This is a genomic window from Arthrobacter sp. Edens01 (genome assembly GCF_001307035.1).
Lineage (GTDB): Bacteria > Actinomycetota > Actinomycetes > Actinomycetales > Micrococcaceae > Arthrobacter_B.
The window spans coordinates 215,741-237,538 of sequence record NZ_LKIU01000006.1 but is presented as its reverse complement, the minus strand read 5'-3'; the positions used below and the strand labels follow the sequence as shown (position 1 = coordinate 237,538).

The following is a 21,798-nucleotide window of genomic DNA, read 5'->3' as shown; positions in this document are numbered from 1 at the left end:
GGTGAGGAATCAGCCGGGGCCATGGAGCTCTACGCCGACCAGCAGGTGCGTACTGTTATAGGCATTTCATGATTGCACGGTCAAGGGTCCCTATGTAATGTTCATGTCATGAAACTCGAGGGCGAGGATGAGACACCGGTTGCACGCAGGATCTCCGAGGCTCTGTCAGCCTCCACTCCCTCCGGGCGCCGCATCGCGCGTGAACTCCTCAACGACTATCCGCGGGCCGGACTCGAAAGTGCTGCACGGCTGGCGGGCAGGGCGGGGGTCAGCGCCCCCAGCGTCATTCGCTTCGTGTCTTCCCTTGGCTACGCCGGGTATCCCGAATTCCAGGACCGGCTGCGCTCCGAGCTGGCACACCGCCACGTGTCAGCGCTCGAACAATTCGGCGGCAGCCACAGCACCGGGCAGGGGAGCGGATCCCTCCGCGACGCCGGCCGGGTACTTTCCCGGTCGGTGCAGGACGGATTCGACGTCCTTCCGGTGGGGGCATTTGAGGATGCCGTAGCCTTGCTCGCCCGTACGGACCGGAAGGTCTCAGTGATTGGCGGACGGTTCAGCGGCTTCCTTGCCGGATACCTGGCCGTCCACCTGGGACTCATGCGGCCGGGAGTGGACGCCGTCCCTGACGGGAGCCTCTCGCGGGCAGCGCGCGTGCTGGACCTGGGAGCCGCAGATGTCCTGGTGGTATTCGACTTCCGCCGATACGAGGAAGAAACAGTGAACTTCGGCCGGCGTGCGGCGAAGCAGGGCGCCACGCTCATCCTGATCACGGACCAGTGGCTTTCTCCCCTGGCATCCGATGCCGCAGTCACGCTGCCCTGCCCGGTGGAATCAACGGTTCCCTTCGATTCGCTGACACCTGCCATGGCAGTAACGGAGGCGCTCATCGCCGCGCTCGCCGCAGCTCTGGGCACGGCAGCCAGGGACCGTCTGGCAGCTGCCGAGGAGGCATACCCAATCAGTCCCGGCGCGGAGGAAAACCGCGCAATCTAGCCCGCGGCGTCGGGCTCCGGAGACGGCGAAGGCGGCGATCCCGCGTCTCCGGACGGGCTGTGGCGGGGGCTGGAGGGATTCAGCAGGGAGTGCTTCCGGCTGTAGAACCAGTACACCGCCATCCCGATTAGCAGCCAGACGCCGAACCGCAGCCAGGTCTCCCAGTGCAGCTGCGCGATCAGGAAGGCGGAGGCCAGGACGCCGAACGCCGGTACCCACGGCATCAGCGGTACACGGAACTCCCGCGGCGCATCCGGCTGGGTCCGCCGCAGCACGATCACCGCAATACAGACCACCACAAAGGCGGCCAGGATGCCGATGTTGGTCAGGTCCGCGACCGCCCGGATCGGGAAGAACCCGGCGAGCAGGGCGGAGACGCCGCCGGCTATCCAGGTCACCCGCTGCGGGGTGCCGTTGGAATCGGTGGCGGAAAACCACCGGGGAAGCAGTCCGTCCCGGCTCATGGAGAACCACACACGGGTCACACCCAGCAGGAAGGTCAGCATCACGGTCAGGATAGACAGCACGGCGAACGCGGAGATCACCGTGGCAATCACAGGCAGGCCCACGTTCTGGAACGCTGAGGCGAACCCCGCCGTCGGACTGATTTCGGTGTAGTTCTGCATGCCGGTCAGGACCAGGGTGGCCAGGATGTAGAGCACCATCGCAATTCCCAGCGAGAGCAGGATGGCCTTGGGCATGTGTTTTTTACCGTCCTTGGCCTCTTCCGCGGCCGTGCTCATGGCGTCGTAGCCGAACACGGCAAAGAACACCGTGGCGGCTCCGGTGAACACGGCGCCGAATCCGTTGGGCAGGAACGGCGTGTAGTTGGACGTGTTGACGAAGAAAATGCCCAGCCCAATGATGAACAGGATCAGCAGGACCTTCAGGCCCACCGCCACCAGTTCGAAGCGGCCGAACGTCTTGGTGCCGCGGCTGAGGATAAACGTGATGAACAGGCACACCACGAGGGCCGGCAGGTTGACCAGCCCGCCTTCAATCACGTCCCCGGTGCCCTGCATCCACACCGGTACGTCCAGGCCGATTCCGGCCATGAACTCGGTGAAGTAGCCGGAAATGCCAATGGCGACGACGGCGACGATCGCCGTGTACTCCAGCAGCAGGTCCCAGCCAATGAACCAGCCGATGATCTCCCCAAGGGCTACGTACCCGTAGGTGTACGCGGACCCGGCGCGCGGAACCATCCCGGCGAACTCGGCGTAGGACAGTGCAGCCGCGGCGCTCGCGAGCCCAGCGATCAGGAAGGAAATCAAAACCGCCGGTCCCACGCCCTCGGCGTCAGGCCCCCCGTTGGCAACCAGTCCTGCCAGCGTGAAAATACCGATGCCGATGATGCCGCCGACGCCGATGGCAGTCAGCTGCCAGAGCCCCAGGCTTTTGAAGAGTTTGGAACCGGAGGCTTCGTCTTCGGTCAGCTCAATCGGCTTGCGCCGGAAAACGGACGTTCCCTTGTTTGCCGTGGACATGCTGACTCCTTCGACACCATGGAAGGTGATTCTCAGAGGAAGTATCTTCCCCGCACGTCCCGGCCGGAAGACCCCGGCCGGTTTTCACTGCCGATCGGTCTCTCAACACCGAGGGCCTCCCAGCACTGGAAAAGGCGTGCTCCCCAAGGAACACGCCTTTTCCAGTGCTGACAATCAGCGGGAGCCGTTCTCCCTAGGGCCTTATTCGCTCGGGCGGGTGGTCTGCTCGGCGAGGGTGTCCCAGATGGAGGTATCGGTGCTTTCGATCGACCGGTCCGCGATGGCGCGGGCAGTCGCATCCAGGGTGGTGACGGTCTGCTTGATCAGATAGCCGTTGCTCTTCTGGCCCAGCACAGCGGAGGGGTTGGAATGGTCCGACATGCCGCGCATTTCGAACAGCAGGGTGGAAATGCCGTATTCGACGGCAATACCGTTTCGGCTGATCGTCTCGGCGGATCCGCCCACGTAGCGGCCCAGGTGGCCCCAGCCGGTGGGGTCAATTGCGTTGAAGACCACGGCACCAAGCTGCTTGGAGCCTTCAACAACGTCGGGGGAGGCATTCGGGGTGGTGGGGTAGAGGATCGAACCCGAGACCAGCTGGCCGTCACGCTCGCTCTGCGTGCCCTGGTGGTGCAGGTCGATCATGTAGTCGATGTCGTAGGCACGCATCACGTTGTTGTGCAGGGCCTGGGTCTCGGGCTGGATCTTCGCGACGTGGTCACGGTTCAGGTCCGTGCCGGTGGCGTTGGCCCGGGTGAGCGTGCGGCCCTTCGCGATATAGCCGTCCAGCGGGAAGTCGACGTCGCCCATGGCCCCGTCCGGGTTGAGCATCGGGACGATCAGGATGTTGACGCCGTCGAGCACTCCCTTGGTCTTGCCGGTGCCCAGGTGCTTGACGAATTCGAGGGCGCCCTCGGTGGTGAGCTGCTCGTTGCCGTGCTGCTGCGTCAGGTACAGGATGGTGGGGTTGTTGGGGTTGCTGATGTACTTCGCCAGGTACAGATCCCGGCCCTTGACCGACTGCCCAATTACTTCCAGCTCCATTGCCGGCTGCTTGGCGTCCTGCTTCTTCAGCTCCGCCACCATCTCGTCATAGGTGTGCAGGATGGAGGTGTTGATGGTCTCGTTGCCGTTGTAGTTCGGACCCTCACCGACGGCGAATGCCGGGGCAGCTGCCGTGCCGGATGCCAGCAGCGCTGCGAGCGAAAGGGCAGCGGCAGTTTTGGAAAGTCTCATGTTGGATCTCCTGAGTGATGTGAGTGGTCCCAGCAGTGAAGACGACCGGTTCGGATGTGTCAATCAAAGGGACCGCACTATGGCTTTTTAGGGGCCTGTCGTTTATAAGCGCAGGTCAGAGCCCTCTTTGCAGCTCCGCCGGTACGGCCGAATGTGAGCTCCGGCTCACAGGCGGTTAGGGTTGATTGATTCGTTCTGTGAAAGGCCAGTTATGCAAGACCGTATCTCCCACCCCGGACTCTCCAATCTTGTGATGAGCGCCGAGCAGGCAGCATCGATGATCAAACCGGGAATGACGGTCGCGATGAGCGGCTTCACCGGAGCCGGCTACCCCAAGGCCGTGCCGCAGGCGCTGGCCGAACAGATCGAACAGGCACACACGCGCGGCGAGGATTTCCAGATCAAGGTGCTCACCGGCGCCTCCACCGCCCCGGAGCTCGACGGTGTCCTGGCCAAGGCCCGCGGCATGGAGCTGCGCCTGCCGTACCAGTCGGATCCCACGCTGCGGAAGCGGATCAACGACGGCGAACTCGAGTACATCGACATCCACCTTGGGCACGTGGCCCAGTACGCCTGGTTTGGGTTCTACGGCCACATTGACCTCGCCGTAATCGAAGTAGTGGGCATCAACGAGGACGGCAGCCTGATCCCTTCCTCCTCGGTGGGAAACAACAAGACGTGGATCGAGCAGGCAGACAAGATCATCCTCGAGGTGAACCGGCAGCAGCCGGCAGCGATGGACGGCATGCATGACGTCTACTACGGCACCGCCCTGCCCCCGCACCGCAAACCGATCATGCTGGTCAACCCGGACGACCGGATCGGCGAACCCTACCTGCGGCTGGACCCGGAGAAGGTCATCGCCGTCGTCGAGACGGACGCCCCGGACCGGATGACCCCCTTCGCGGCACCGGATGAAACCTCACAGATGATCGCCGGGCACCTGCTGGACTTCTTCGAATCCGAAATCAAGGCCGGGCGCCTCACCGACAAGCTGCTGCCCCTGCAGTCCGGCGTCGGCAACATCGCCAACGCCGTGCTGGCCGGTCTCTCCGGCGCCGGCTACACCGGACTCACAGCGTTCACCGAGGTGATCCAGGACGGGATGCTGGAACTGATCCGCGACGGCGTGATCCGGGTGGCGTCGGCTACCTCGTTCTCGCTCAGCCCGGCGGGGATTGAGGAGTTCAACTCCAACATCGACTTCTACCGCAAGCGGATCATCCTGCGGACCCAGGAAATCTCCAACCATCCGGAGCTGATCCGCCGGCTGGGCTGCATCGCCATGAACGGCATGATCGAGGCGGATATCTACGGCAACGTGAACTCCACCCACGTGGGCGGCACGTCCATGATGAACGGCATCGGCGGTTCCGGCGACTTTGCCCGCAACGGGTTCCTCTCCGCGTTTATGTCCCCGAGCACGGCCAAGGGCGGAAAGATCTCCGGGATTGTGCCGATGGCCAGCCATGTGGACCACACGGAGCACGACACCATGCTCATCATCACCGAACGCGGCCTGGCGGACCTGCGCGGACTCTCGCCCAAGCAGCGGGCCCGGATGATCATCGAGAAGTGCGCCCACCCGGACTTCCAGCCGCTGCTGCAGGACTACTTCGACCGCGCCAGCCGGGACTCGGTCGGCAAGCACACCCCGCACCTGCTCGATGAGTCGCTGGCCTTCCACCAGCGCTTCGTGGAGACCGGCACCAGCCTGCCTGAGGCCGCGCTCAGCTAGGGCTGCGCCGTCGTTTTCGTTTCCTGTGCCGGCATTCTGCGTTCGGGCTCAGGTCCCGTGCGCGGTTTCCCATCCGCTGCGAAAGGTGCTGCCTGCGCAGGACGCACCCTTCACAGCAGTAAAGATGGCTGGGAATCCGTCCGGACTCAGCTCCCGCTTGGGGCCGGTTCCCGGTGGATCGGTTTGGCAGGGCGCGATTCCCTCCGCGTGGGGACATCCCTGCCAGTTTGGGACAATCCTGCCGCGGCGCCGCGCAGGAATGTCCCAAACCCGAAGGCATGTCCCCAAGTGCAGGGAAAGGGCCGGGGATCAGTGTCCCGCATCGCAGGAATGTCCCGAAGCGCGGGGGAATGCCGGTGGATGACTGCCCGCATCGGAGGAATGTCCCGAACTGGCTGATCCCCGCGCAGAGTCATCCCAGCCTTCACCGCACCGCCGGCACGACGCCGCTGCTGCCGCCGGTACCTCCTTCGACCCCCGCCAGCAGCATTCCAGCCCAGAGCCCACACAAGCGCAATGCTTGCCCCACGGGCAGATGACTGTTTGGGTGAACCCCAACGAGTCCAACTACTGAGGGGGAAACATGGCATCAACCGCCGTAACCGGCATGTACCGGAAGACCATGAACGCGGGAATCGTCCTGGGCATAGCCGGACTGGTGTTCGCGCTTTCCACGAACCTGTTCCTGCAGAACTTCGGGGCGCTCAACTACAACGGCGAGAACGGGCTCTTCGTGGCAGTGACCCAGCTGTACCTGCTGGCGCCGGAAGCCTGCCTCTGCTTCTCAGCGGCGCTGATTGCCGCAGCCCTGGTCATGCGCCACCTGGACAACGCCCGGGCAGAGTCCGCCTCAGGACTCCGGTGACCCGCCAGCCTGAGCGGAAACGGGAGCAGGGTTGTCCACAAACTTCAGCCCGATTACGCAGCCGATGATCCCGGCCAGGAACAGGACCTTCAGCACACCGGGTTCCTCGGTGCCGGTGAACATGGCCCAGGCGACGGTAAGCACGGCCCCCAGCCCGGTCCAGACGGCATAGGCGGTGCTGATCGGAATGTGCTTCATGGCGTAGCCGAGGCCCGCCATGGACAGCGCTGCCGCCACCGCAAAGATGATCGACGGCGCGAGGACAGTGAACCCGTTGGAAGCCTCCAGCGCCGTGGCCCAGACAGCCTCAAGGACAGCGCTGAGCAGAAGAATGATCCAAGCCATGGCTATGCCACCAGCTTCAGGCCAACAACGCAGCCGACGATTCCCATCAGCAGCACCACCTTGATCACAGTGGCCTTCTCGCCGCCGAAGAGCATGGCATAACCCGCTGTGAGCACGGCACCGATCCCCACCCAGACGGCATAGGCCGTGCCAACCGGGATGCTGAGCATCGCCCAGGCAAGGCCGGCCATACTGGCCGCCAGCGCCACGGCAAACACAACGGTGGCAACGGGTTTCTTGAAGTTGTTCGACTTCCCCAGCGCTGTAGCCCATACGGCTTCGAGCATTCCGGAGGCAATGAGGACAACCCATGACATGGCTAGCTCCTTTGGCCAGTCTTGTCGCGTTCCGGGTACTGAACCGTCGTCCGGGGGCCGGAGAATTCACGGCCCTGCACCCCAAGGTAGCAAATTTGGAAATCCGGTGCCGCGGCCTGAGTCACGGCGGCGACGGGCAAAGGATAAGCACCTCCCCGCGGCGGGCCAAATCAGCCCGCCGCCCATCGGCGTCCGGATTCGGGCGGCGGCAATTACAGTCCTCCCACGCCGATATCGTTAAGATGTGCCCGCCCAATATGGGCCTTAGGTGCTGTCCAGCCCCCTCCCACAGAGCCGGCCCAACAGCAGCCAAGACACTCATGCACATCCGTTATGTCCGCCTACCGGCGCGCGTCCGGTGTGCCGGAGCGGGGCACTGCGACGCCGGGATTTCGGCCCCGTCGTCTGGAACCTCAACGAAGCGGAGAAGCAATGCCCCACAAAATCATCCTGGACTGCGATCCCGGCCACGATGATGCGGTCGCCCTGCTGCTGGCACACGGCAGCCCGGAGATCGAGCTCCTGGCGGTTACCACCGTCGTCGGAAACCAGACTCTGGAGAAGGTAACCCGCAACGCGCTGGCGATTGCCCGTGTCGCAAATATCACAGGCGTTCCCTTCGCCGCCGGCTGCGACCGGCCCCTGGTGCGCACCATCGAAAACGCTCCGGACATCCACGGCGATTCCGGTATGGACGGGCCCGTCCTCCCCGAACCCACCGTGGAACTGGACAGCCGCCACGCTGTGGACCTGATCATCGACACGGTCATGGCACACGAACCGGGCACCGTCACGCTGGTCCCGACCGGCGGGCTGACCAACATCGCCATGGCCGTACGCAAGGAACCGCGCCTGGCTGAGCGGGTGAAGGAAGTCGTCCTGATGGGCGGCGGCTACCACGTGGGCAACTGGTCCGCAGTGGCCGAATTCAACATCAAGATCGATCCCGAAGCAGCGCACATCGTCTTCAACGAAAAGTGGCCGCTGACCATGGTCGGCCTGGACCTGACCCACCAGGCGCTGGCCACGGACGAAGTAGCTGACCGCATCGCCGCCGTCGGCACCAAGCCGGCCAAGTTCGTTGGCGAACTGCTCGAATTCTTCGGCCACACCTACAAGGACGCCCAGGGCTTCGACTTCCCGCCGGTGCACGATCCCTGTGCCGTCGCCTACGTCATTGACCCGTCCGTCATGACCACCCGGCGCGTGCCGCTGGACGTGGAGCTGACCGGTTCCCTCACCCTGGGCATGACCGTGGCTGACTTCCGGGCTCCTGCTCCCGAAGACTGCAACACCTCCGTTGCCATGGAGCTGGACCAGGACAAGTTCTGGGGCCTGGTTGTTGACGCCCTCGAGCGCATTGGCGAGGTGGACCTGTGAGCGCCTCAACCCAGCGCCGCGTCAATGTCGGCGCCCTCATGGCAGCCCTGCTGGCCGCCTGCGTGGCGTTCCAGCTCAATGCCTCCATGCTTTCCCCCGCCCTCGTCACCATCGAAGAGGAACTCAACACCACCTCTGCCGCCGTTGGCCTGACGCAGACCGCGTTCTTCACGGCCGCCGCACTGTTCTCCCTCTTCCTGCCCCGCCTCGGTGACATCATCGGCCGCAAGAAGGTCCTCGCCGGGATGCTCATCGTCCTGACCATCGGTTCCGTGGTGGCTGCCCTTGCCCCGAGCATCGAGGTCCTCTTTGTTGCCCGCCTGATCCAGGGTGTCTCCGGACCCGTAGTTCCGCTGACCCTGATCATGCTGCGCGTGGAAATCCGCGACGCCAAGCTCTACGGCACCCTGATGGGTGTCATCACCGCAGTCAACGGCGGCATCGCCGGCATCGACGCCGTCGCCGGCGGGTACCTGGCACAGAACCACGGCTTCGCGTCCGTCTTCTGGGCAATGGCCGCCGTGGGCGCCCTCGCCACCGTCCTGCTGCTCTTCCTGGCACCGGAATCCACCGCCGAGAAGAAGGAAAAGATGGACTGGGTTGGCGTAGTGCCGCTGGTCATTTCCGTGGGCACCCTGCTCACTGCCTTCAACGAAGCCGGCAAGCTGGCGGACGCCAACTGGCCGCTGGTGGTCGGGCTTATCGTGGTGGCTGCTGTTGCGTTCGCCGTCTTCTGGAAGGTGGAGAACCGCACTGAACAGCCGCTGGTGGCCACCTACCTGCTCAAGCAGCGCTCCACCTGGGCCCTGCTGCTGACCACGCTGCTGACCATGACCGGCGTCTTCGCCGTTATGAACGGCATCATCCCGGCCCTGGCGCAGGACGGCGTGATCGGCTTCGGCATGGGCGCCGAGGAATCCGCCTGGTGGACCCTCACCCCATACGCCCTCGCCGGCCTCATTGTCGGCCCCATCGCCGGCCGCCTGGCTGCAACCTGGGGCTACGGCAAGGTGCTGCGGATCGGCATGATCGGCTCCGTGATCGGACTGACCCTGGTGCTGCTGGTTGTTGGCAGCGATTCGAAGCTTGGCCTGCTGGGCGTCTCCCTGCTGATCGGCATCACCTACGCCGGCATTGGCAACATCATGCTCAACGGTCTGGGCATTGTGCTCTCGCCCAAGGAGAACCCCGGCTTCCTGCCGGGCCTGAACGCGGGCGCGTTCAACCTGGGTGCCGGCCTGAGCTTCGCCGTGATCTACGCGGTCAAGACGGCCACCACGCCGGCCGACGGCGGTGCCGGAGGCTACTACGGCGGTATCGTTGCCGGTCTGGTCATCCTGGTGCTGGCCCTTGCTGCGTCCTTCCTTATCCCCAAGCCGGTCGCCGCCGAGGTGTCAGCAGACGCACCGGCCGATCGCTGACACCCGCTCGTCCCCAAGGAGAATCCCCGCATGTCTGCAGGAAAAGTCGTAGTTGTAGGGTCGCTCAACGCAGACCTGACCGTCCGCACTGACCGTTTCCCCTCTCCGGGGGAGACCCTCAACGGGTCGGAACTGGTGATCGTCCCGGGCGGCAAGAGCGCCAACCAGGCCGCCGCCGCTGCGATTCTCGGAGCGGACGTTCGCCTGTTCGGTGCCGTGGGCGCCGACGGGAACGGGGATCTTCTGCTCGAGGCCGCTGCCGCCGCCGGAGTGGACGCATCCCGCGTGCTGCGCCGCACCGGCACCGCCACCGGCACGGCCATGATCGTTGTGGACGCTTCCGGCGAAAACACGATCATCGTTTCCCCCGGAGCCAACGGAACTGTCACCGGCGAGGAACTGCCGGCGGACCTGTTCGACGGCGCTGCCGTCCTTACCCTGAGCCTGGAGGTTCCGCTCGAAGCGGTCACCGCTGCGGCACGGGCAGGGCACGACGCCGGAGCCCAGGTGCTGCTGAATCTCTCGCCTTACCGTGAGGTCCCGGCGGAGCTGCTGGAGCTGACCGATGTGCTGCTGCTGAATGCGCATGAGGCTGCGCTGGTGACGGGTCTGGCTGATCCGGCAGCGGACTGGGAAGCGGTCATCGCTGCCCTGGACGCCCTGGGCGTGCGCCGGACCATCATCACCCTGGGCGGGGACGGCGCCGTCGTACTGGATGGAACCACCGCCGGTGACCAGCGTGTGGCCACCGTGGAACCTACCCGGGTTACTGCCGTGGACACAACGGGCTGCGGTGACGCCTTCACGGCTGCAACTGCCGCCCGCCTGGCCGCCGGCGAACCGCTGGCGGACGCCGCCCGGTTCGCTGCCCGCGCCGGGGCACTGGCTGCCACCCGCGAGGGTGCGCAGTCCTCCTACCCGGTCCTGCGGGACCTGCTGGAGCAGGACGCACCAGCCTAGGCCCAGCAGCGTCACAGGCATGAAGGAGGCCCCACACCAACCGGTGCGGGGCCTCCTTCATGCTCGGGGGAGCAGCTAGAGCCTTCGGTCCTTCTGGGCTGCTGTCCTTCGGCCGAACTGTTTCTTCACGGCTGCATCCACCTGGTCAGCCATCTGGTCTTCGTACTGTTCCTGCATGCTGTCCTGAACGTGCTCAGTCACGTGGGCGGTCAGCTCGTCACGCGCGATCTTCCGCTGTGCCCGCATCAGGGTCTCGTGTTCCTGATGGAACGCCTTCGCGGTGGCAACGCACATCAGCAGAATCACCACGCTGAACGGAACGGCGGTGAGGATGGCCGCAGTCTGGATCGCTTCCAGGCCGTTGGCGAGCAGCAGTGCAATGGCCACTGCGGCGGCGGACAGGGCCCAGAAAATGCGGATCCAGTTCTTCGGTTCAACGTCGCCGCCGGTGGAGAGCATGCCCGTGACGAGGGCGCCGGAGTCAGCGGAGGTGATGAAGAAGATCGTGATCAGCAGTACCGCACCGATCGTCAGGGCTGTGCCGCCGGGCAGGCCGCCCAGCATGCCGAAGAGCGAACCTTCGGTGTCCACGGAGCCGTCGGCGCCGACCAGGCCGCCGTTGCCGAAGAGCTCACGGTACATGGCAGTGCCGCCGAGGACAGAGAACCAGAGGAATCCGATGATGCTGGGAACGAGCAGGACGCCGGCAACGAACTGCCGGACGGTGCGTCCCTTGGAGACGCGGGCAATGAAGATGCCGACGAACGGTGCCCAGGAGATCCACCAGCCCCAGTAGAACGTGGTCCAGGCTGCCTGCCAGGCCTCACCTTCAGCACCGGAGAACGCCAGCGTGTTGAAGGTCAGGCCAATGACGTTCTGCAGGTAGTTGCCGATCGACTGCACGAATTCGCGCAGCAGGAACAGGGTGGGGCCGGCGAACAGCACGAACATCAGCAGCAGGCCGGCCAGAGCCAGGTTGATGTTGGAGAGCCACTTCATGCCCTTGCCCACACCGGAAATCAGGGAGGCGATGGTGAGGGTGGTGATGCCCAGGATCAGCCCAACCTGTGTCATCTGCGTGGCCTGCATGATGTTGGCTTCTTCAAGCCCGGCGGAAATCTGCAGCACACCGAGGCCAAGTGACGTTGCCACACCGAAGAGGGTTCCCACCAGGGCGACGACGTCGATCAGGTTGCCCCAGCCGCCGGAGACGCGGCGCTTGCCCAGGAGGGGCTCCAGCGTCCAGCGGATTGAGATCGGACGGCCGCGGCGGTGGACCGCGTAGGCAATGGAGACGCCGACTACGACGTAGATCGCCCAGGCATGCAGTCCCCAGTGCAGATAGGTCTGGGTCAGTGCCTGCTGTGCCAGCTGGATTGGGGTGCCTTCAACACCCGGACGGGGTGCGGCGAAATGGTTCAGGGGTTCGGCGACGCCGAAGAACACCAGGCCAATGCCCATCCCAGCAGCGAAGAGCAGCGAGAACCAGGACCGTATCGAGAACTCCGGTTCGTCGTCATCCTTGCCCAGCTTGATGTCCCCGTAGCGGCTCAGCCCTATCCACAGGGCGAACACCACGAAAATGGCGATGGCGGCGACGTAGTACCAGCCGAACCAGCGGATGACGTTGGTCTGCACGGAGTTGAACATCTCCGTGGCCGTTCCGGGGAATGCGATGGCAAAGACTGCGAAGACCACGATGATGGTGGCAGCCGGCCAGAACACCCAGCGGGCGATTCCGTTGCCGGCCCGGACAGGGCCAGCAGGGGGTTCCCGGTCCACCTCAGCAGGTGGTTGGCTTCCCGTCATTTTCGCTTTGGTGTTTTCCTCGGTACCAGCGCCATGTGTGGCGGTCATTCCCAGTTTCTCCTCCTGCGCTTTATTCAAAGCGCTCAGACTTTTTCTGGCGGATGCTCTTGCTGCGGCGACTTACACCGTCTATAAGTCTACTGATTTACGGGCGCGCGGCCTCATCGGGGACAAAGCTGTCCCGGGGCGCCACTTGCGGCCGGCTCCGCGCCGATAGCGGCAGGACAGGCTATTGCCACCAACGGAGGGCACCCTGCAGGGGTTCCGGACCAGGGCCGAACGTCAGACTTCTCACTCCGGCTGGCAGCCGCCGGACACGCTGGAAGGTCCTAGACCCTGCGGTAGTGTCCAGGCCATTCGTCGGCCGGAATCCGGGTGATTTCCCGCACATCACCGATGGTTCCCCACTCATTCAGGCCCAGCCGGGACAGCGGGCGCAGCGCCTCGATGCGCGGGTGCGAGTCGCCGTCGAGCGTGTCCGTGCGGATGGCGGCCCGGGTGATTTCGCCGTAGACCACAAAGCAGTCACCCACCGGATGGATCTCATGCAGCCGGCATTCCAGGGCCACAGGAGAACCGGCCACTCTGGCCGGGCGCACGGTGGCGCTGGGCTCGCGGGCTATCCCGGCGGCGTCGAATTCGCTGACATCCGCCGCGAAACCCGTGCCGGTGGCGTTGACGGCTTCAAAGAGGTCCTCCGGGGTCAGGCTGATAACAAACTCGCCGGTTTCCCGGATGTTGCGCAGAGAGTCCTTCTCACCCACGGAGGTAAATGACACGACCGGCGGATTGACCGAGGCGATGGTGAAGAACGAGTGCGGAGCAAGGTTGTCCACACCGCTGGAGGAGATGGTGGACACCCAGGCGATGGGGCGCGGCACCACCACGGAAGTCAGCAGGCGGTAGAAGCTGCGGCCGCCCATTTCGGCGGGGTCGAAATCCGTTCTCATGCTGTTGAGCTTAGCCGGGCGCACACTAGGCCCGGGCACGGCCGGCCTGAGGGGATCATCGAATCGCCGGGCCGGCGTTCCCAAATGCCTGCCGGACTGGAATCGTGGAAGAGGGGTTTGTTGGCGGACCTACAAGAAACCAGGTGCAGCATGGAACTCGTTCCGGGAAACACCCTCATCACCGCGACGCCGGAGGAAGGCCGCAAACTGGCCCTGGAACTGGCGCTGCACAGTATCTACGCAATCCAGCCCGACGAGAAGGTCCTCAGGGCGGGGCGTGACGTGTATACGACGGACCCCGAGGAGCTGATCGCATCCTCGCACGTGGTCGCCATAGAGTTCGCAACTATCGCCGCGGCCAACAACTACTGGCGCTGACGCTACCGGCGGTGATGCACCTCCTGCAGCCCGTACACCGGCGTCGGCACTCCTTCCATCCGCGCCTTGAGCTGCAGGGCCAGGAAGATCGAGTAGTGCCGGCTCTGGTGCAGGTTCCCGCCGTGGATCCAGAGGTTGTCTACGTTGGTGGGCTTCCACATGTTCCGCAGTTCGCCCTCCCACGGTCCCGGGTCCTTGGTAGTTCCCGAACCGTAGCCCCAGCACTTGCCCACCTGGTCGGCGACTTCCGGTGAGATTAGGTCCGCGAGCCAGTTGTTCATGGATCCGTAGCCGGTGGCGTAGATGATGACGTCCGCGTCCAGCTCCGTGCCGTCGTCGAGCACTGCACCGTTGCCGGTGAGCTTGGAAACCTGGCCCTGCTTCAGCTTCACCCGTCCGTCGATGATGAGCTGGGAAGCACCAACGTCGATGTAGTAGCCGGACCCGCGGCGGAGGTACTTCAGGAACAGGCCGGAACCGTCTTCACCGAAGTCCAGGCTGAACCCGGCGTCGCGGAGCTGGTCGTAGAAATCGGCGTCGTGTTCGGCGATTCTCTCGTAGATGGGGATCTGGGCGTCGGGCAGGATCCGGTAGGGGAGGGACGCGAAGAGCATGTCCGCTTTCTCGGTGGTGGTGCCGGCGGCCAGGGCGCGTTCGGAGTAGAGGTCGCCCAGCGCGTATTCCATCAGGGAGTCGCTGCGGACAATATGGGTGGAGGAACGCTGGAGCATGGTCACGTCCGCGCCGTGTTCCCAGAGATCCGCAGCGATGTCATGGGCAGAGTTGTTCGACCCGATGATTAGGGCCTTCTTCCCGGTCTGGTCACCGCCGCCGGGGTATTTGGACGAGTGGTACTGCTCGCCGAGGAACGCATTAGCACCTTCGAACTCCGGGACGTTGGGGTAGCCGGAGACACCGAGTGCGAAGACGAGCTGCTGCGGGTGCAGCGTGATGTCCTCCCCACCGCGGCGGACGCGCAGTTCCCAGGTGCCGGCGTCGTCTTCGTACCGCGCGCCCAGGCACTCGGTGCCTGACCAGTAGTCCAGCTCCATGAGCGCTGTGTAGTGCTCCAGCCAGTCGCCGATTTTGTCCTTCGGTGCGAAAACCGGCCAGTCATCGGGGAACTTCAGGTAGGGCAGATGGTCGTACCAGACCGGGTCATGAAGGGCGAGGGACTTGTACCGTTTGCGCCAGGAGTCGCCGGCGTTCTCATTCCGCTCGATCACGATCGTGGGAACGTTCAGCCGCCGCAGCCGTGCCGCGAGCCCAATGCCGCCCTGACCGCCGCCGACGATTACGCAGTACGGCTGCTCCTCGTAGCCCAGCCGGGTCTGGTGTTCCTGCTTCTGCTCGAGCCAGGATTTCCGCCCGCGTTCAACGGTGTGTTCCACACCCTTGGGCCGGTTGGTGCCCTTGGCTTCTTCGAAACCCTTCAGTTCCTGCATGGTGGTCAGCAGCGTCCACGCCTTCCCGTCCCGCAGGCGCAGATGGCCCCATCCCCGGGAGGCAGCCGTTTCGAAGCTGATCCAGGCCTCAGTGACGCCGTCTGCCTCGGTCGGCTGCTCGGTGAGCTGCCAGTTGGCGGGCTGGACGTCATCGAGGACCGTATCCAGCATGTCCGAGATTTCCCGGTGGCCCTCCAACGTTTTCAGGTTCCAGGTGAAGGACACGAAGTCCCGCCAGAGCCCGTCTTCTTCGAACAGTTCCGCGGCGGCCGTGGTGTTCCTGCCGGTCAGCGCAGTGTTGAAGGCGTTCAGCCAGGTTTCGACGCCGGTCTCCAGTGCAGAATCAGCCATCTCCACTCCTTTGTGGTTGCGTTTTGGAGGTTCCAGTAAACGCCGCGGTGCCGCAGATAGGTAGGGGTCCGAACGGAATCTGCTCCGCCTTCCCACATCGGCCGAGAGGCCAGTTACGGCTGTTTTGAGGGGGGCTAAGTCAAGTGGTGGGTGCAACGCTGGGGGGTTAGGCTGCCGGTTGCAGCAGCATGTTCAGCCGGTTGGCTGGGGTATCCATGTCCAGGGTTGGTCTGGGTCTGCGGTTGAGCTTTGCGGCGATGCGGTCCAGATCGTTCTGGGTGTGCGCGGAGAGGTCAGTGCCTTTCTCGAACCAGAACCTCAGCAGCCGGTTGGTGTTCTCGTTCGTTCCGCGCTGCCAGGGTGAGTGCGGATCACAGAAGTAAACCTTCGTATCCAGTGCGGTCTGGATCCGGGTGTAGTGCGCAAGTTCCGTTCCGCGGTCCCAGGTGATCGACAGCCGCAGGTGTTCCGGGAGCTTTCCCATCTGCGCGATCATCGCGCAGGCCACGGTCTCCGCACTGTGGTCCCCGGGCAGGTGCAGCAGAATCGTGAACCGTGTGCTGCGCTCGACCAGAGTCCCGATCGCGGTGGAGTTCGCACCGATGATCAGGTCTCCTTCCCAGTGCCCGGGCACCGCCCGGTCCTGCACCTGTGCAGGGCGCTCACTGATCTTGAACGCGTCCTTGTACGGACTGTTGCGGTGCCGGTCAGCGGTGTGCGGGACGCGGGCTTTGCGTTTCAGGCTCAGGTTCCGCGCCAGATCCGCGCGCAGGGTGCCGCGGGTCTGGACGTAAAGGGCCCGGTAGATGGTTTCGTGGCTCACCTGCATAGTCTGATCATCCGGGAAATAGAACGCCAGCATGGACGAGATCAGACGCGGGCTCCATCCCTCGTCCATGAACAGTGCGATCAGCTCGCCCAGCCCCTGGACCTGAAGAAGTTTCAGTGCCTTCGGACGGCGCCGGGACTGATGCGCCTTCGCGTGGGCCGCGGAGGCGTAATACACCCCGTCAGCACCGCTGTTGCGTTTCACTTCCCGCCAGATCACCGATTTATCCCGCCCGGTCATCTCTGCGATCCGGGCATAAGAGAACCCTGAACGCCGGCCCATCTGAATCATTCCCCGCTCCGCTAGGCTCAGTGCCCGTCCGGGTCCTTGGGCCCCTGGTGGCGGATCGGCAAGCCCGCCGATCCGCCCGTCATGTAATTCCATCTGCCCAGACTGGGCCCACCACCTCCGACCGCCGGTTCGCGACACACCCAGCCGGCGCGCCGCCTCGCCAAGAGGGACCCCCGAGCACACCAAATCCACGAAATCAGCCCGCACGCGGGCGGGAAATACCTTGACCATCAAACACTCCATCAATCAGAGCGTTGCAACGACCATATGACTTCACCCGCCGAAAAGAGCCGTAACTGGCCTCTCGTTGCTGGCTCAGGGCCTCGGGTTCCCGCGGTGAACAGGCACCACCCAGGGGCGGCAGGGCGGCGCTAGGCCCGTACGCGTCCGCGGATCCGCAGGGCAGCGATGACGGTGAACACTACGGTCATGGCCACCAGTACAAACAGCACGTACCCGGTACCAACCTGCCAGTCCCCTACCTGCGCCGTGATTCCGAAGACGCTCTGCATCTCTTCAATGGCTGCCGGCTGGTCCCCGGTCATGGCGGGAAGGGTCTCGGACGTCATTTCCTGGCGGACGAGCATGGAGGACTGAAGGAAGGGCAGGGCACTCACGAACTCACGCACCCCTTCAGGGAAGTTGCCCACCGGAATGTAGGAGCCGGCAATGAAGCCCAGCACCGTGCCGACGATCGTTGACAGGGCTGAGTAGGCGCCTGCGGTCCGGATGAAGGACACGGCAAACGCGCTCAGGGCCGAGAATGCGAAGCATGACAGCGCCAGGTAGCCGCAGATCCGCAGCAGCTGTACGGCACCCAAAGTGACCCCGCTGACCACGAAGAGGTACACCAGGCTCACCACCAGGACCAGGGCGGTCATGATCATGGAGATCAGCACCGCGGAGAGCAGGTAGCCCAGGATCAGCTTTTCCCGCCGGATGGGCGAGACCAGGAAGTCCTGGAACCGTCCCGAGCCGGAGTCCTCCACAAAAACGACCATGGCCCCCAGCGCCGTGGTGATGGTGGTGATGCCCAGGATCCCGGCGAACATCCAGCTGTCCACAAAACCACCGATCTCCTCCGTGGTGGCCTGCGGAAAGGACTCCCCCAGACCTTCGGTCTGCAGGTTGCCCAGGAAGAGTGTGTAGAGCAGGAAGACCACCAGCGCCGAAACGAGTGAGAAGAAGACACCCAGCCGGTCACGGAAGAAGAGCCTCAGGTTCCGGGTGGTGATGTCCAGGACGACGTTCATTTCCCGCTTCCTTCCGCTGCAGCATGTGTTTCGTTCTCCGGCGCTTCCCTGCCGGTCAGCGCAAGGAACACGTCATCCATGGTTCCGTGGCGGAACTCGAAGTCCAGGATGTCTTCGCCGTGCCGCGCAAGGATTAGGCGGGCGGCTTCCGCCGTGTCGACGCCGATTCGCACCGCCTCGCTGTCGCCGGGCCGGATATGCCCGCCAACTTCCAGGACAAGTGCTTCAAGCCCGGGACGGTTCCGGGTGGTCACGGTAAGGATGCTGCTGGAGTACTTGGCACGCAGCTGGGCCGGAGTGCCGTCGGCAATGATCCGTCCGGCGTCAATGATGCAGACCCGGTCGGCTTCCTCCGTTTCCTCCATGTAGTGAGTCGTGAGGAAGACGGTAAGCCCGTGCCGGTCCCGCAGGTCGTGGATCGTCTTCCAGACGATGGCACGGCTGGCGGGGTCGAGGCCCGCTGTGGGTTCGTCAAGGAAGATGATCGGCGGTGCGTGGAGCAGGGCTCGTGCAATGTCCACGCGGCGGCGCTGGCCGCCGGAATAGGTACCGTACCGCCGGTCGATGAACTCGCCCAGCTGGACCAGTTCCGCGAGTTCTTCGATCCGTTCCTCATTCTGCGCTTTGTCCGGCGAATAGAAGCGGGCGCGGACACGCAGGTTTTCGCGTCCGGTCAGGAGCGGGTCCAGCACTGATTCCTGGAAGACGACGCCGATGCTGCTCCGTACGCCCTCTCCGCCAGAGCGGACGTCGTAGCCGCTGACCTCGGCGGTTCCGGCCTCAAAGGGGACAACCGTGGTGAGGCAGCCGATGGTTGTGGATTTGCCGGCACCGTTGGTGCCCAGGAAGGCGAAGACGCTGCCTGCCTCCACATCGAAGGAGATGTCATCGACGGCGGTCTTGGCACCGTACTTCTTGGTCAGGCCGCGCACCGAAATGGCAGGCTGGTTCTCCGTCACTGCATCCTCCAGAAGAATGGTCCGACTGGTCCTGCCAGCGGCGGGACAGCGAAGAGCCCCCGAGCGGAAACACTATCCGACTCGGGGGCTCTTCGTCCTGACCTGCTGGTTTTTGGTCCCTGGCTGTTCGCCGGGCTACGGAACGCTGGCTTCTGGTGCTTCCGGATTTTCCGGACCCGGCACCGGTCCCGCGGCTGGCGGCGAGGCGGCCGGCTCGCTGGGCTCCTCCGTCGTGGGCTCCGGCTCGGGCTTCGGCGCGGGAGCCGTGGTCGGGCGCGGGGCCGGGGTGGCCGAGGGCTTTGGCTTGTCTTTTTCCTTGTCCTTATCGGCTTCCTCAGACTCCGAAGGGCTGGGGCTGGGGTTCGGATTCATCAGCAGGTTGCCGGGCGGGTTGGCGAAGGCCTCGCCCGGGTAGAGGTCGCCTGCCTGCTGCATGAACTTCGCCCAGGACGGGGCGGCGATCAGCGAGCCGTCGATTTCGGGATAGATGCGCCCGCCGATCTCCAGTCCGGAGAGGGACTCGGTTCCGGCCTTCCAGTTGCCGATCCAGCTGGCGGTGGCCATGCCGGAGTTGTAGCCGATGAACCAGGTCTGGGACCGGGAGTCATTGGTACCGGTCTTTCCGGCCATGGGCTGGTAGCCGTAGTTCAGCAGCGAACCGGAGCCGGACTTCATGACTTCCTGCGTCGCGTAATTCACGCCGCGGGCCGTCTCCTTGGAGATGACCTGTTCGCATTCGGGTTCCGGCACATCGTAGGTCTTGCCATTGGCGGCAGTGACCTCCAGCAGGGCACGGGGCTCGCACACATTGCCTTCAGCGGCGAAGCCGGCAAAGGCCTGGGCCATGACCATCGGGGACACGTCCTGGACACCGCCGATCAGGGCCGACGGTTTGATGTCCAGCGGCTCCTTTTCGCCGGAGTCGCTCTTGCCGTCATGGATGCCCATATCTTCGGCGATTTCCATGATGCGGCACAGATCAAGCTGCCTGGCCGTGGAGAAGGTGATGGTGTTGAGGGACTGGGCAAGCCCGTGCAGCACGGTGGCGTCGCCGTAGTTGGTGTCACCGTAGTTCTGCGGGGTCCAGCCTTCCGGCTCGCCGATCGGGAAGGCCCCGCCGTCCAGGCAGCTGGCGGTCCAGCGGTCGCCCTGCGGATAGGTCTTCTTGCGGCCGTCCAGCTGGGTGTTCAGGGACTTGCCTGCATCCACCCATGCGGCCACGGTGAAGGGCTTGAACGTAGAACCGGGCTGGAACCCGCCGATGCCGCCCAGGCTCTTCTCCGGGTCCCCGTCCTGGTACTGGTCCACGTTGAAGTTCAGCATGGAGTCCCCGGGGTTCTCACCCGGGGTGAAACGGGTGTTCTGCGCCATGGAGAGGATGTTTCCGGTACCCGGCTGCAGGCTGATCATGGAGTGGCCCACCTGCCCGGCGGTCGTGTCCGGGTTCGCAGTCTCATTGACGGCCGTCTGGGCGGCCTCCTGGACGGCGGGATCCAGCGTGGTCTTAATCGTGAGGCCGGACCGGTACAGCACGGACCTGCGCTCGGCCGCGGTTGCACCGAACTCCTCGCTGTTCAGGACCAGATGTTCCACGTAGGAGCAGAAGTATGGGGCCTGTTCGGCGGCCACGCAGCCCTGCTTGGTGGGCGTGATGGTGAGATCCAGGCCGGTGGCGACAGCGGCGTCGTACTGTGCCTGGTCGATCTTCCCGTGTTCAAGCATGGTGCCCAGCACCAGGTTGCGGCGTTCGATTGCCCGTTCCGGGTAGACCTGCGGATCGTAGTAGCCCGGGCCGTTCACCAGGCCGGCTAGCAGCGCACTTTCCTGGATGTTCAGATCTATGGCGTCCTTGTTGAAGAAGTACTTGGACGCAGCCTGCACACCGTATGTGTTGCCGGTGAACGGGACAATGTTGAAGTAACCCTCAAGGATCTCGTCCTTGGTCATCTCGTTCTCGACGGCGATGGCCAGCCGGATTTCCCGGACCTTGTCGGAGACACCCTTGCTGCCGCTGTAGGTTGCTTCTTCGCCGCGTTCGTTGGCGGAGTTGATGAGCACGTTCGTGACGAACTGCTGGGTGATGGTTGAGGCGCCGCGGCTCGTTCCATTGGAAACGTTGCTGGCGATCGCACCGAAAATGCCCTGGACGTCCACGCCGCCGTGCTCGTAATAGCGGTAGTCCTCCACGGACAGCAGCGCGTCCACCATGTGCGGTGAGATCTGGTCGAAGGTGACTGGCTGGCGGTTCTCCTCGTACAGAGTGGCAATCAGCGAGTCATCAGCCGCCACGATCCGGGTTGGCGTGGCCAGCGTGGCACGCTCCAGGTCCGCGGGGAGCCCGTCGAAGAAAGTGATGGAAGCCGACGCCGCGGATCCTGCCCCGGCGGCCATGGGAACGAACAGCCCCGCAGTGAGCACTCCGCAGAGCACACTGACCCCTAGAAAGGAGAGCAGGCGTCCGAATGTGGTTGCCGTGGTGAACACGGGAGATTTACGCGCAGCCATGATATGGGAGCATAACGCAGGAAAATGGGATTACTGGTTTGGTTGAGCACCCAATACCCGGCGGCACCGTTGCATCCGGGCGGCAGATGACGATAATTACGGCACCTCCGACGTGGCAGGACTCACGTGCCTGCACAACTCCGGCCACCCCGGGAAGTAATCTCCGCAACCCCATCCCGGCGGCGCTTCGCCACTGCTAGACTCCTGCACACTTCCTTCTGATGCCAGGCAGTCCCAGGCCCCGTTCTGGGCGGTGTTGGAAGTCCCGGAACCACACCGGCCG

At 64.3% G+C, this 21,798-nt stretch carries 18 protein-coding genes and 1 riboswitch; of the genes, 7 read left to right on the top strand and 11 right to left on the bottom strand.

Annotation, left to right across the window (positions count from 1 at the left end; translation table 11 throughout):
• Positions 1-108 precede the first annotated feature (108 nt).
• Positions 109-996 carry a MurR/RpiR family transcriptional regulator gene (locus AO716_RS15630; RefSeq protein ID WP_055242668.1) on the top strand — a complete coding sequence of 296 codons (888 nt, stop codon included), beginning with the start codon at positions 109-111 and terminating at the stop codon, positions 994-996.
• Here AO716_RS15630 and AO716_RS15625 read toward each other — a convergent pair.
• On the bottom strand, positions 993-2,483 hold the full coding sequence (locus AO716_RS15625; protein WP_055242666.1) for an amino acid permease: 1,491 nt from the start codon (positions 2,481-2,483) through the stop codon (positions 993-995). The genes AO716_RS15630 and AO716_RS15625 overlap by 4 nt on opposite strands.
• Positions 2,484-2,684: 201 nt before the next feature.
• The gene (locus AO716_RS15620) at positions 2,685-3,719 is read right to left on the bottom strand and encodes a M14 family zinc carboxypeptidase (protein WP_055242664.1); all 1,035 of its coding nucleotides are present in this window, start codon (positions 3,717-3,719) and stop codon (positions 2,685-2,687) included.
• A 211-nt stretch (positions 3,720-3,930) separates the two neighbouring features.
• Between AO716_RS15620 and AO716_RS15615 the strand changes: the two genes are divergently transcribed.
• Positions 3,931-5,457: an acetyl-CoA hydrolase/transferase family protein gene (locus tag AO716_RS15615; protein ID WP_055242662.1), complete on the top strand. Its 1,527-nt coding sequence runs from the start codon at positions 3,931-3,933 to the stop codon at positions 5,455-5,457.
• 583 nt (positions 5,458-6,040) lie between these two features.
• Positions 6,041-6,322 carry a hypothetical protein gene (locus AO716_RS15610; RefSeq protein WP_055242660.1) on the top strand — a complete coding sequence of 94 codons (282 nt, stop codon included), beginning with the start codon at positions 6,041-6,043 and terminating at the stop codon, positions 6,320-6,322.
• Here AO716_RS15610 and AO716_RS15605 read toward each other — a convergent pair.
• On the bottom strand, positions 6,308-6,667 hold the full coding sequence (locus AO716_RS15605) for a DMT family transporter (RefSeq protein WP_055242658.1): 360 nt from the start codon (positions 6,665-6,667) through the stop codon (positions 6,308-6,310). The two genes, AO716_RS15610 and AO716_RS15605, sit on opposite strands and share 15 nt — an antisense overlap.
• Before the next feature lie 2 nt (positions 6,668-6,669).
• On the bottom strand, positions 6,670-6,984 hold the full coding sequence (locus tag AO716_RS15600; protein WP_082413648.1) for a DMT family transporter: 315 nt from the start codon (positions 6,982-6,984) through the stop codon (positions 6,670-6,672).
• Positions 6,985-6,994: 10 nt separating this feature from the next.
• Positions 6,995-7,062, bottom strand: a riboswitch (guanidine-III (ykkC-III) riboswitch).
• Between the two features lie 354 nt (positions 7,063-7,416).
• Here AO716_RS15600 and AO716_RS15595 point away from each other — a divergent pair.
• The 3 genes from AO716_RS15595 to AO716_RS15585 are packed head-to-tail and all read left to right on the top strand — an operon-like array spanning position 7,417 to position 10,745.
• Positions 7,417-8,364 carry a nucleoside hydrolase gene (locus tag AO716_RS15595; RefSeq protein WP_055242654.1) on the top strand — a complete coding sequence of 316 codons (948 nt, stop codon included), beginning with the start codon at positions 7,417-7,419 and terminating at the stop codon, positions 8,362-8,364.
• A gap of 38 nt (positions 8,365-8,402) precedes the next feature.
• Positions 8,403-9,785 (top strand): MFS transporter, encoded by a 1,383-nt coding sequence (locus tag AO716_RS15590; RefSeq protein WP_082413675.1) that lies wholly within the window; start codon positions 8,403-8,405, stop codon positions 9,783-9,785.
• Between the two features lie 30 nt (positions 9,786-9,815).
• On the top strand, positions 9,816-10,745 hold the full coding sequence (locus tag AO716_RS15585; RefSeq protein WP_055242650.1) for a ribokinase: 930 nt from the start codon (positions 9,816-9,818) through the stop codon (positions 10,743-10,745).
• Between the two features lie 75 nt (positions 10,746-10,820).
• Here the strand turns inward: AO716_RS15585 and AO716_RS15580 are convergent, their stop codons facing one another.
• Complete coding sequence (locus tag AO716_RS15580; protein ID WP_235472134.1) at positions 10,821-12,602, bottom strand: BCCT family transporter; 1,782 nt, start codon at positions 12,600-12,602, stop codon at positions 10,821-10,823.
• A 281-nt stretch (positions 12,603-12,883) separates the two neighbouring features.
• Positions 12,884-13,504, bottom strand: coding sequence for a flavin reductase family protein (locus AO716_RS15575; protein WP_055242648.1), 621 nt, complete (start codon positions 13,502-13,504; stop codon positions 12,884-12,886).
• 150 nt (positions 13,505-13,654) lie between these two features.
• On the opposite strand from AO716_RS15575, the gene AO716_RS15570 reads away from it, so the two are divergent.
• Positions 13,655-13,882: a hexameric tyrosine-coordinated heme protein gene (locus AO716_RS15570; protein WP_055242646.1), complete on the top strand. Its 228-nt coding sequence runs from the start codon at positions 13,655-13,657 to the stop codon at positions 13,880-13,882.
• 2 nt (positions 13,883-13,884) lie between these two features.
• On the opposite strand, the gene AO716_RS15565 is transcribed toward AO716_RS15570, so the two are convergent.
• From AO716_RS15565 to AO716_RS15545, 5 genes are all read right to left on the bottom strand, one after another.
• On the bottom strand, positions 13,885-15,678 hold the full coding sequence (locus AO716_RS15565; protein ID WP_055242644.1) for an NAD(P)/FAD-dependent oxidoreductase: 1,794 nt from the start codon (positions 15,676-15,678) through the stop codon (positions 13,885-13,887).
• Between the two features lie 166 nt (positions 15,679-15,844).
• Positions 15,845-17,029, bottom strand: coding sequence for an IS30 family transposase (locus tag AO716_RS15560; RefSeq protein ID WP_195840719.1), 1,185 nt, complete (start codon positions 17,027-17,029; stop codon positions 15,845-15,847).
• Between the two features lie 140 nt (positions 17,030-17,169).
• A complete protein-coding gene (locus AO716_RS15555) occupies positions 17,170-18,051 on the bottom strand; it encodes an ABC transporter permease (protein ID WP_055242639.1) in 882 nt (293 codons plus the stop codon).
• Complete coding sequence (locus AO716_RS15550) at positions 18,048-19,010, bottom strand: ATP-binding cassette domain-containing protein (RefSeq protein ID WP_055242638.1); 963 nt, start codon at positions 19,008-19,010, stop codon at positions 18,048-18,050. The genes AO716_RS15555 and AO716_RS15550 overlap by 4 nt, the downstream gene beginning before the upstream one ends.
• 135 nt (positions 19,011-19,145) lie before the next feature.
• Complete coding sequence (locus tag AO716_RS15545) at positions 19,146-21,515, bottom strand: transglycosylase domain-containing protein (RefSeq protein ID WP_082413647.1); 2,370 nt, start codon at positions 21,513-21,515, stop codon at positions 19,146-19,148.
• Positions 21,516-21,798: the final 283 nt, after the last annotated feature.

Excerpts from the sequence above, each read along its gene's own strand:
- AO716_RS15630 (WP_055242668.1), top strand. The coding sequence starts at position 109 with ATGAAACTCGAGGGCGAGGATGAGACACCGGTTGCACGCAGGATCTCC.
- AO716_RS15625 (WP_055242666.1), bottom strand. The coding sequence starts at position 2,483 with ATGTCCACGGCAAACAAGGGAACGTCCGTTTTCCGGCGCAAGCCGATT.
- AO716_RS15620 (WP_055242664.1), bottom strand. The coding sequence starts at position 3,719 with ATGAGACTTTCCAAAACTGCCGCTGCCCTTTCGCTCGCAGCGCTGCTG.
- AO716_RS15615 (WP_055242662.1), top strand. The coding sequence starts at position 3,931 with ATGCAAGACCGTATCTCCCACCCCGGACTCTCCAATCTTGTGATGAGC.
- AO716_RS15610 (WP_055242660.1), top strand. The coding sequence starts at position 6,041 with ATGGCATCAACCGCCGTAACCGGCATGTACCGGAAGACCATGAACGCG.
- AO716_RS15605 (WP_055242658.1), bottom strand. The coding sequence starts at position 6,667 with ATGGCTTGGATCATTCTTCTGCTCAGCGCTGTCCTTGAGGCTGTCTGG.
- AO716_RS15600 (WP_082413648.1), bottom strand. The coding sequence starts at position 6,984 with ATGTCATGGGTTGTCCTCATTGCCTCCGGAATGCTCGAAGCCGTATGG.
- AO716_RS15595 (WP_055242654.1), top strand. The coding sequence starts at position 7,417 with ATGCCCCACAAAATCATCCTGGACTGCGATCCCGGCCACGATGATGCG.
- AO716_RS15590 (WP_082413675.1), top strand. The coding sequence starts at position 8,403 with ATGGCAGCCCTGCTGGCCGCCTGCGTGGCGTTCCAGCTCAATGCCTCC.
- AO716_RS15585 (WP_055242650.1), top strand. The coding sequence starts at position 9,816 with ATGTCTGCAGGAAAAGTCGTAGTTGTAGGGTCGCTCAACGCAGACCTG.
- AO716_RS15580 (WP_235472134.1), bottom strand. The coding sequence starts at position 12,602 with ATGACCGCCACACATGGCGCTGGTACCGAGGAAAACACCAAAGCGAAA.
- AO716_RS15575 (WP_055242648.1), bottom strand. The coding sequence starts at position 13,504 with ATGAGAACGGATTTCGACCCCGCCGAAATGGGCGGCCGCAGCTTCTAC.
- AO716_RS15570 (WP_055242646.1), top strand. The coding sequence starts at position 13,655 with ATGGAACTCGTTCCGGGAAACACCCTCATCACCGCGACGCCGGAGGAA.
- AO716_RS15565 (WP_055242644.1), bottom strand. The coding sequence starts at position 15,678 with ATGGCTGATTCTGCACTGGAGACCGGCGTCGAAACCTGGCTGAACGCC.
- AO716_RS15560 (WP_195840719.1), bottom strand. The coding sequence starts at position 17,029 with ATGGTCAAGGTATTTCCCGCCCGCGTGCGGGCTGATTTCGTGGATTTG.
- AO716_RS15555 (WP_055242639.1), bottom strand. The coding sequence starts at position 18,051 with ATGAACGTCGTCCTGGACATCACCACCCGGAACCTGAGGCTCTTCTTC.
- AO716_RS15545 (WP_082413647.1), bottom strand. The coding sequence starts at position 21,515 with ATGGCTGCGCGTAAATCTCCCGTGTTCACCACGGCAACCACATTCGGA.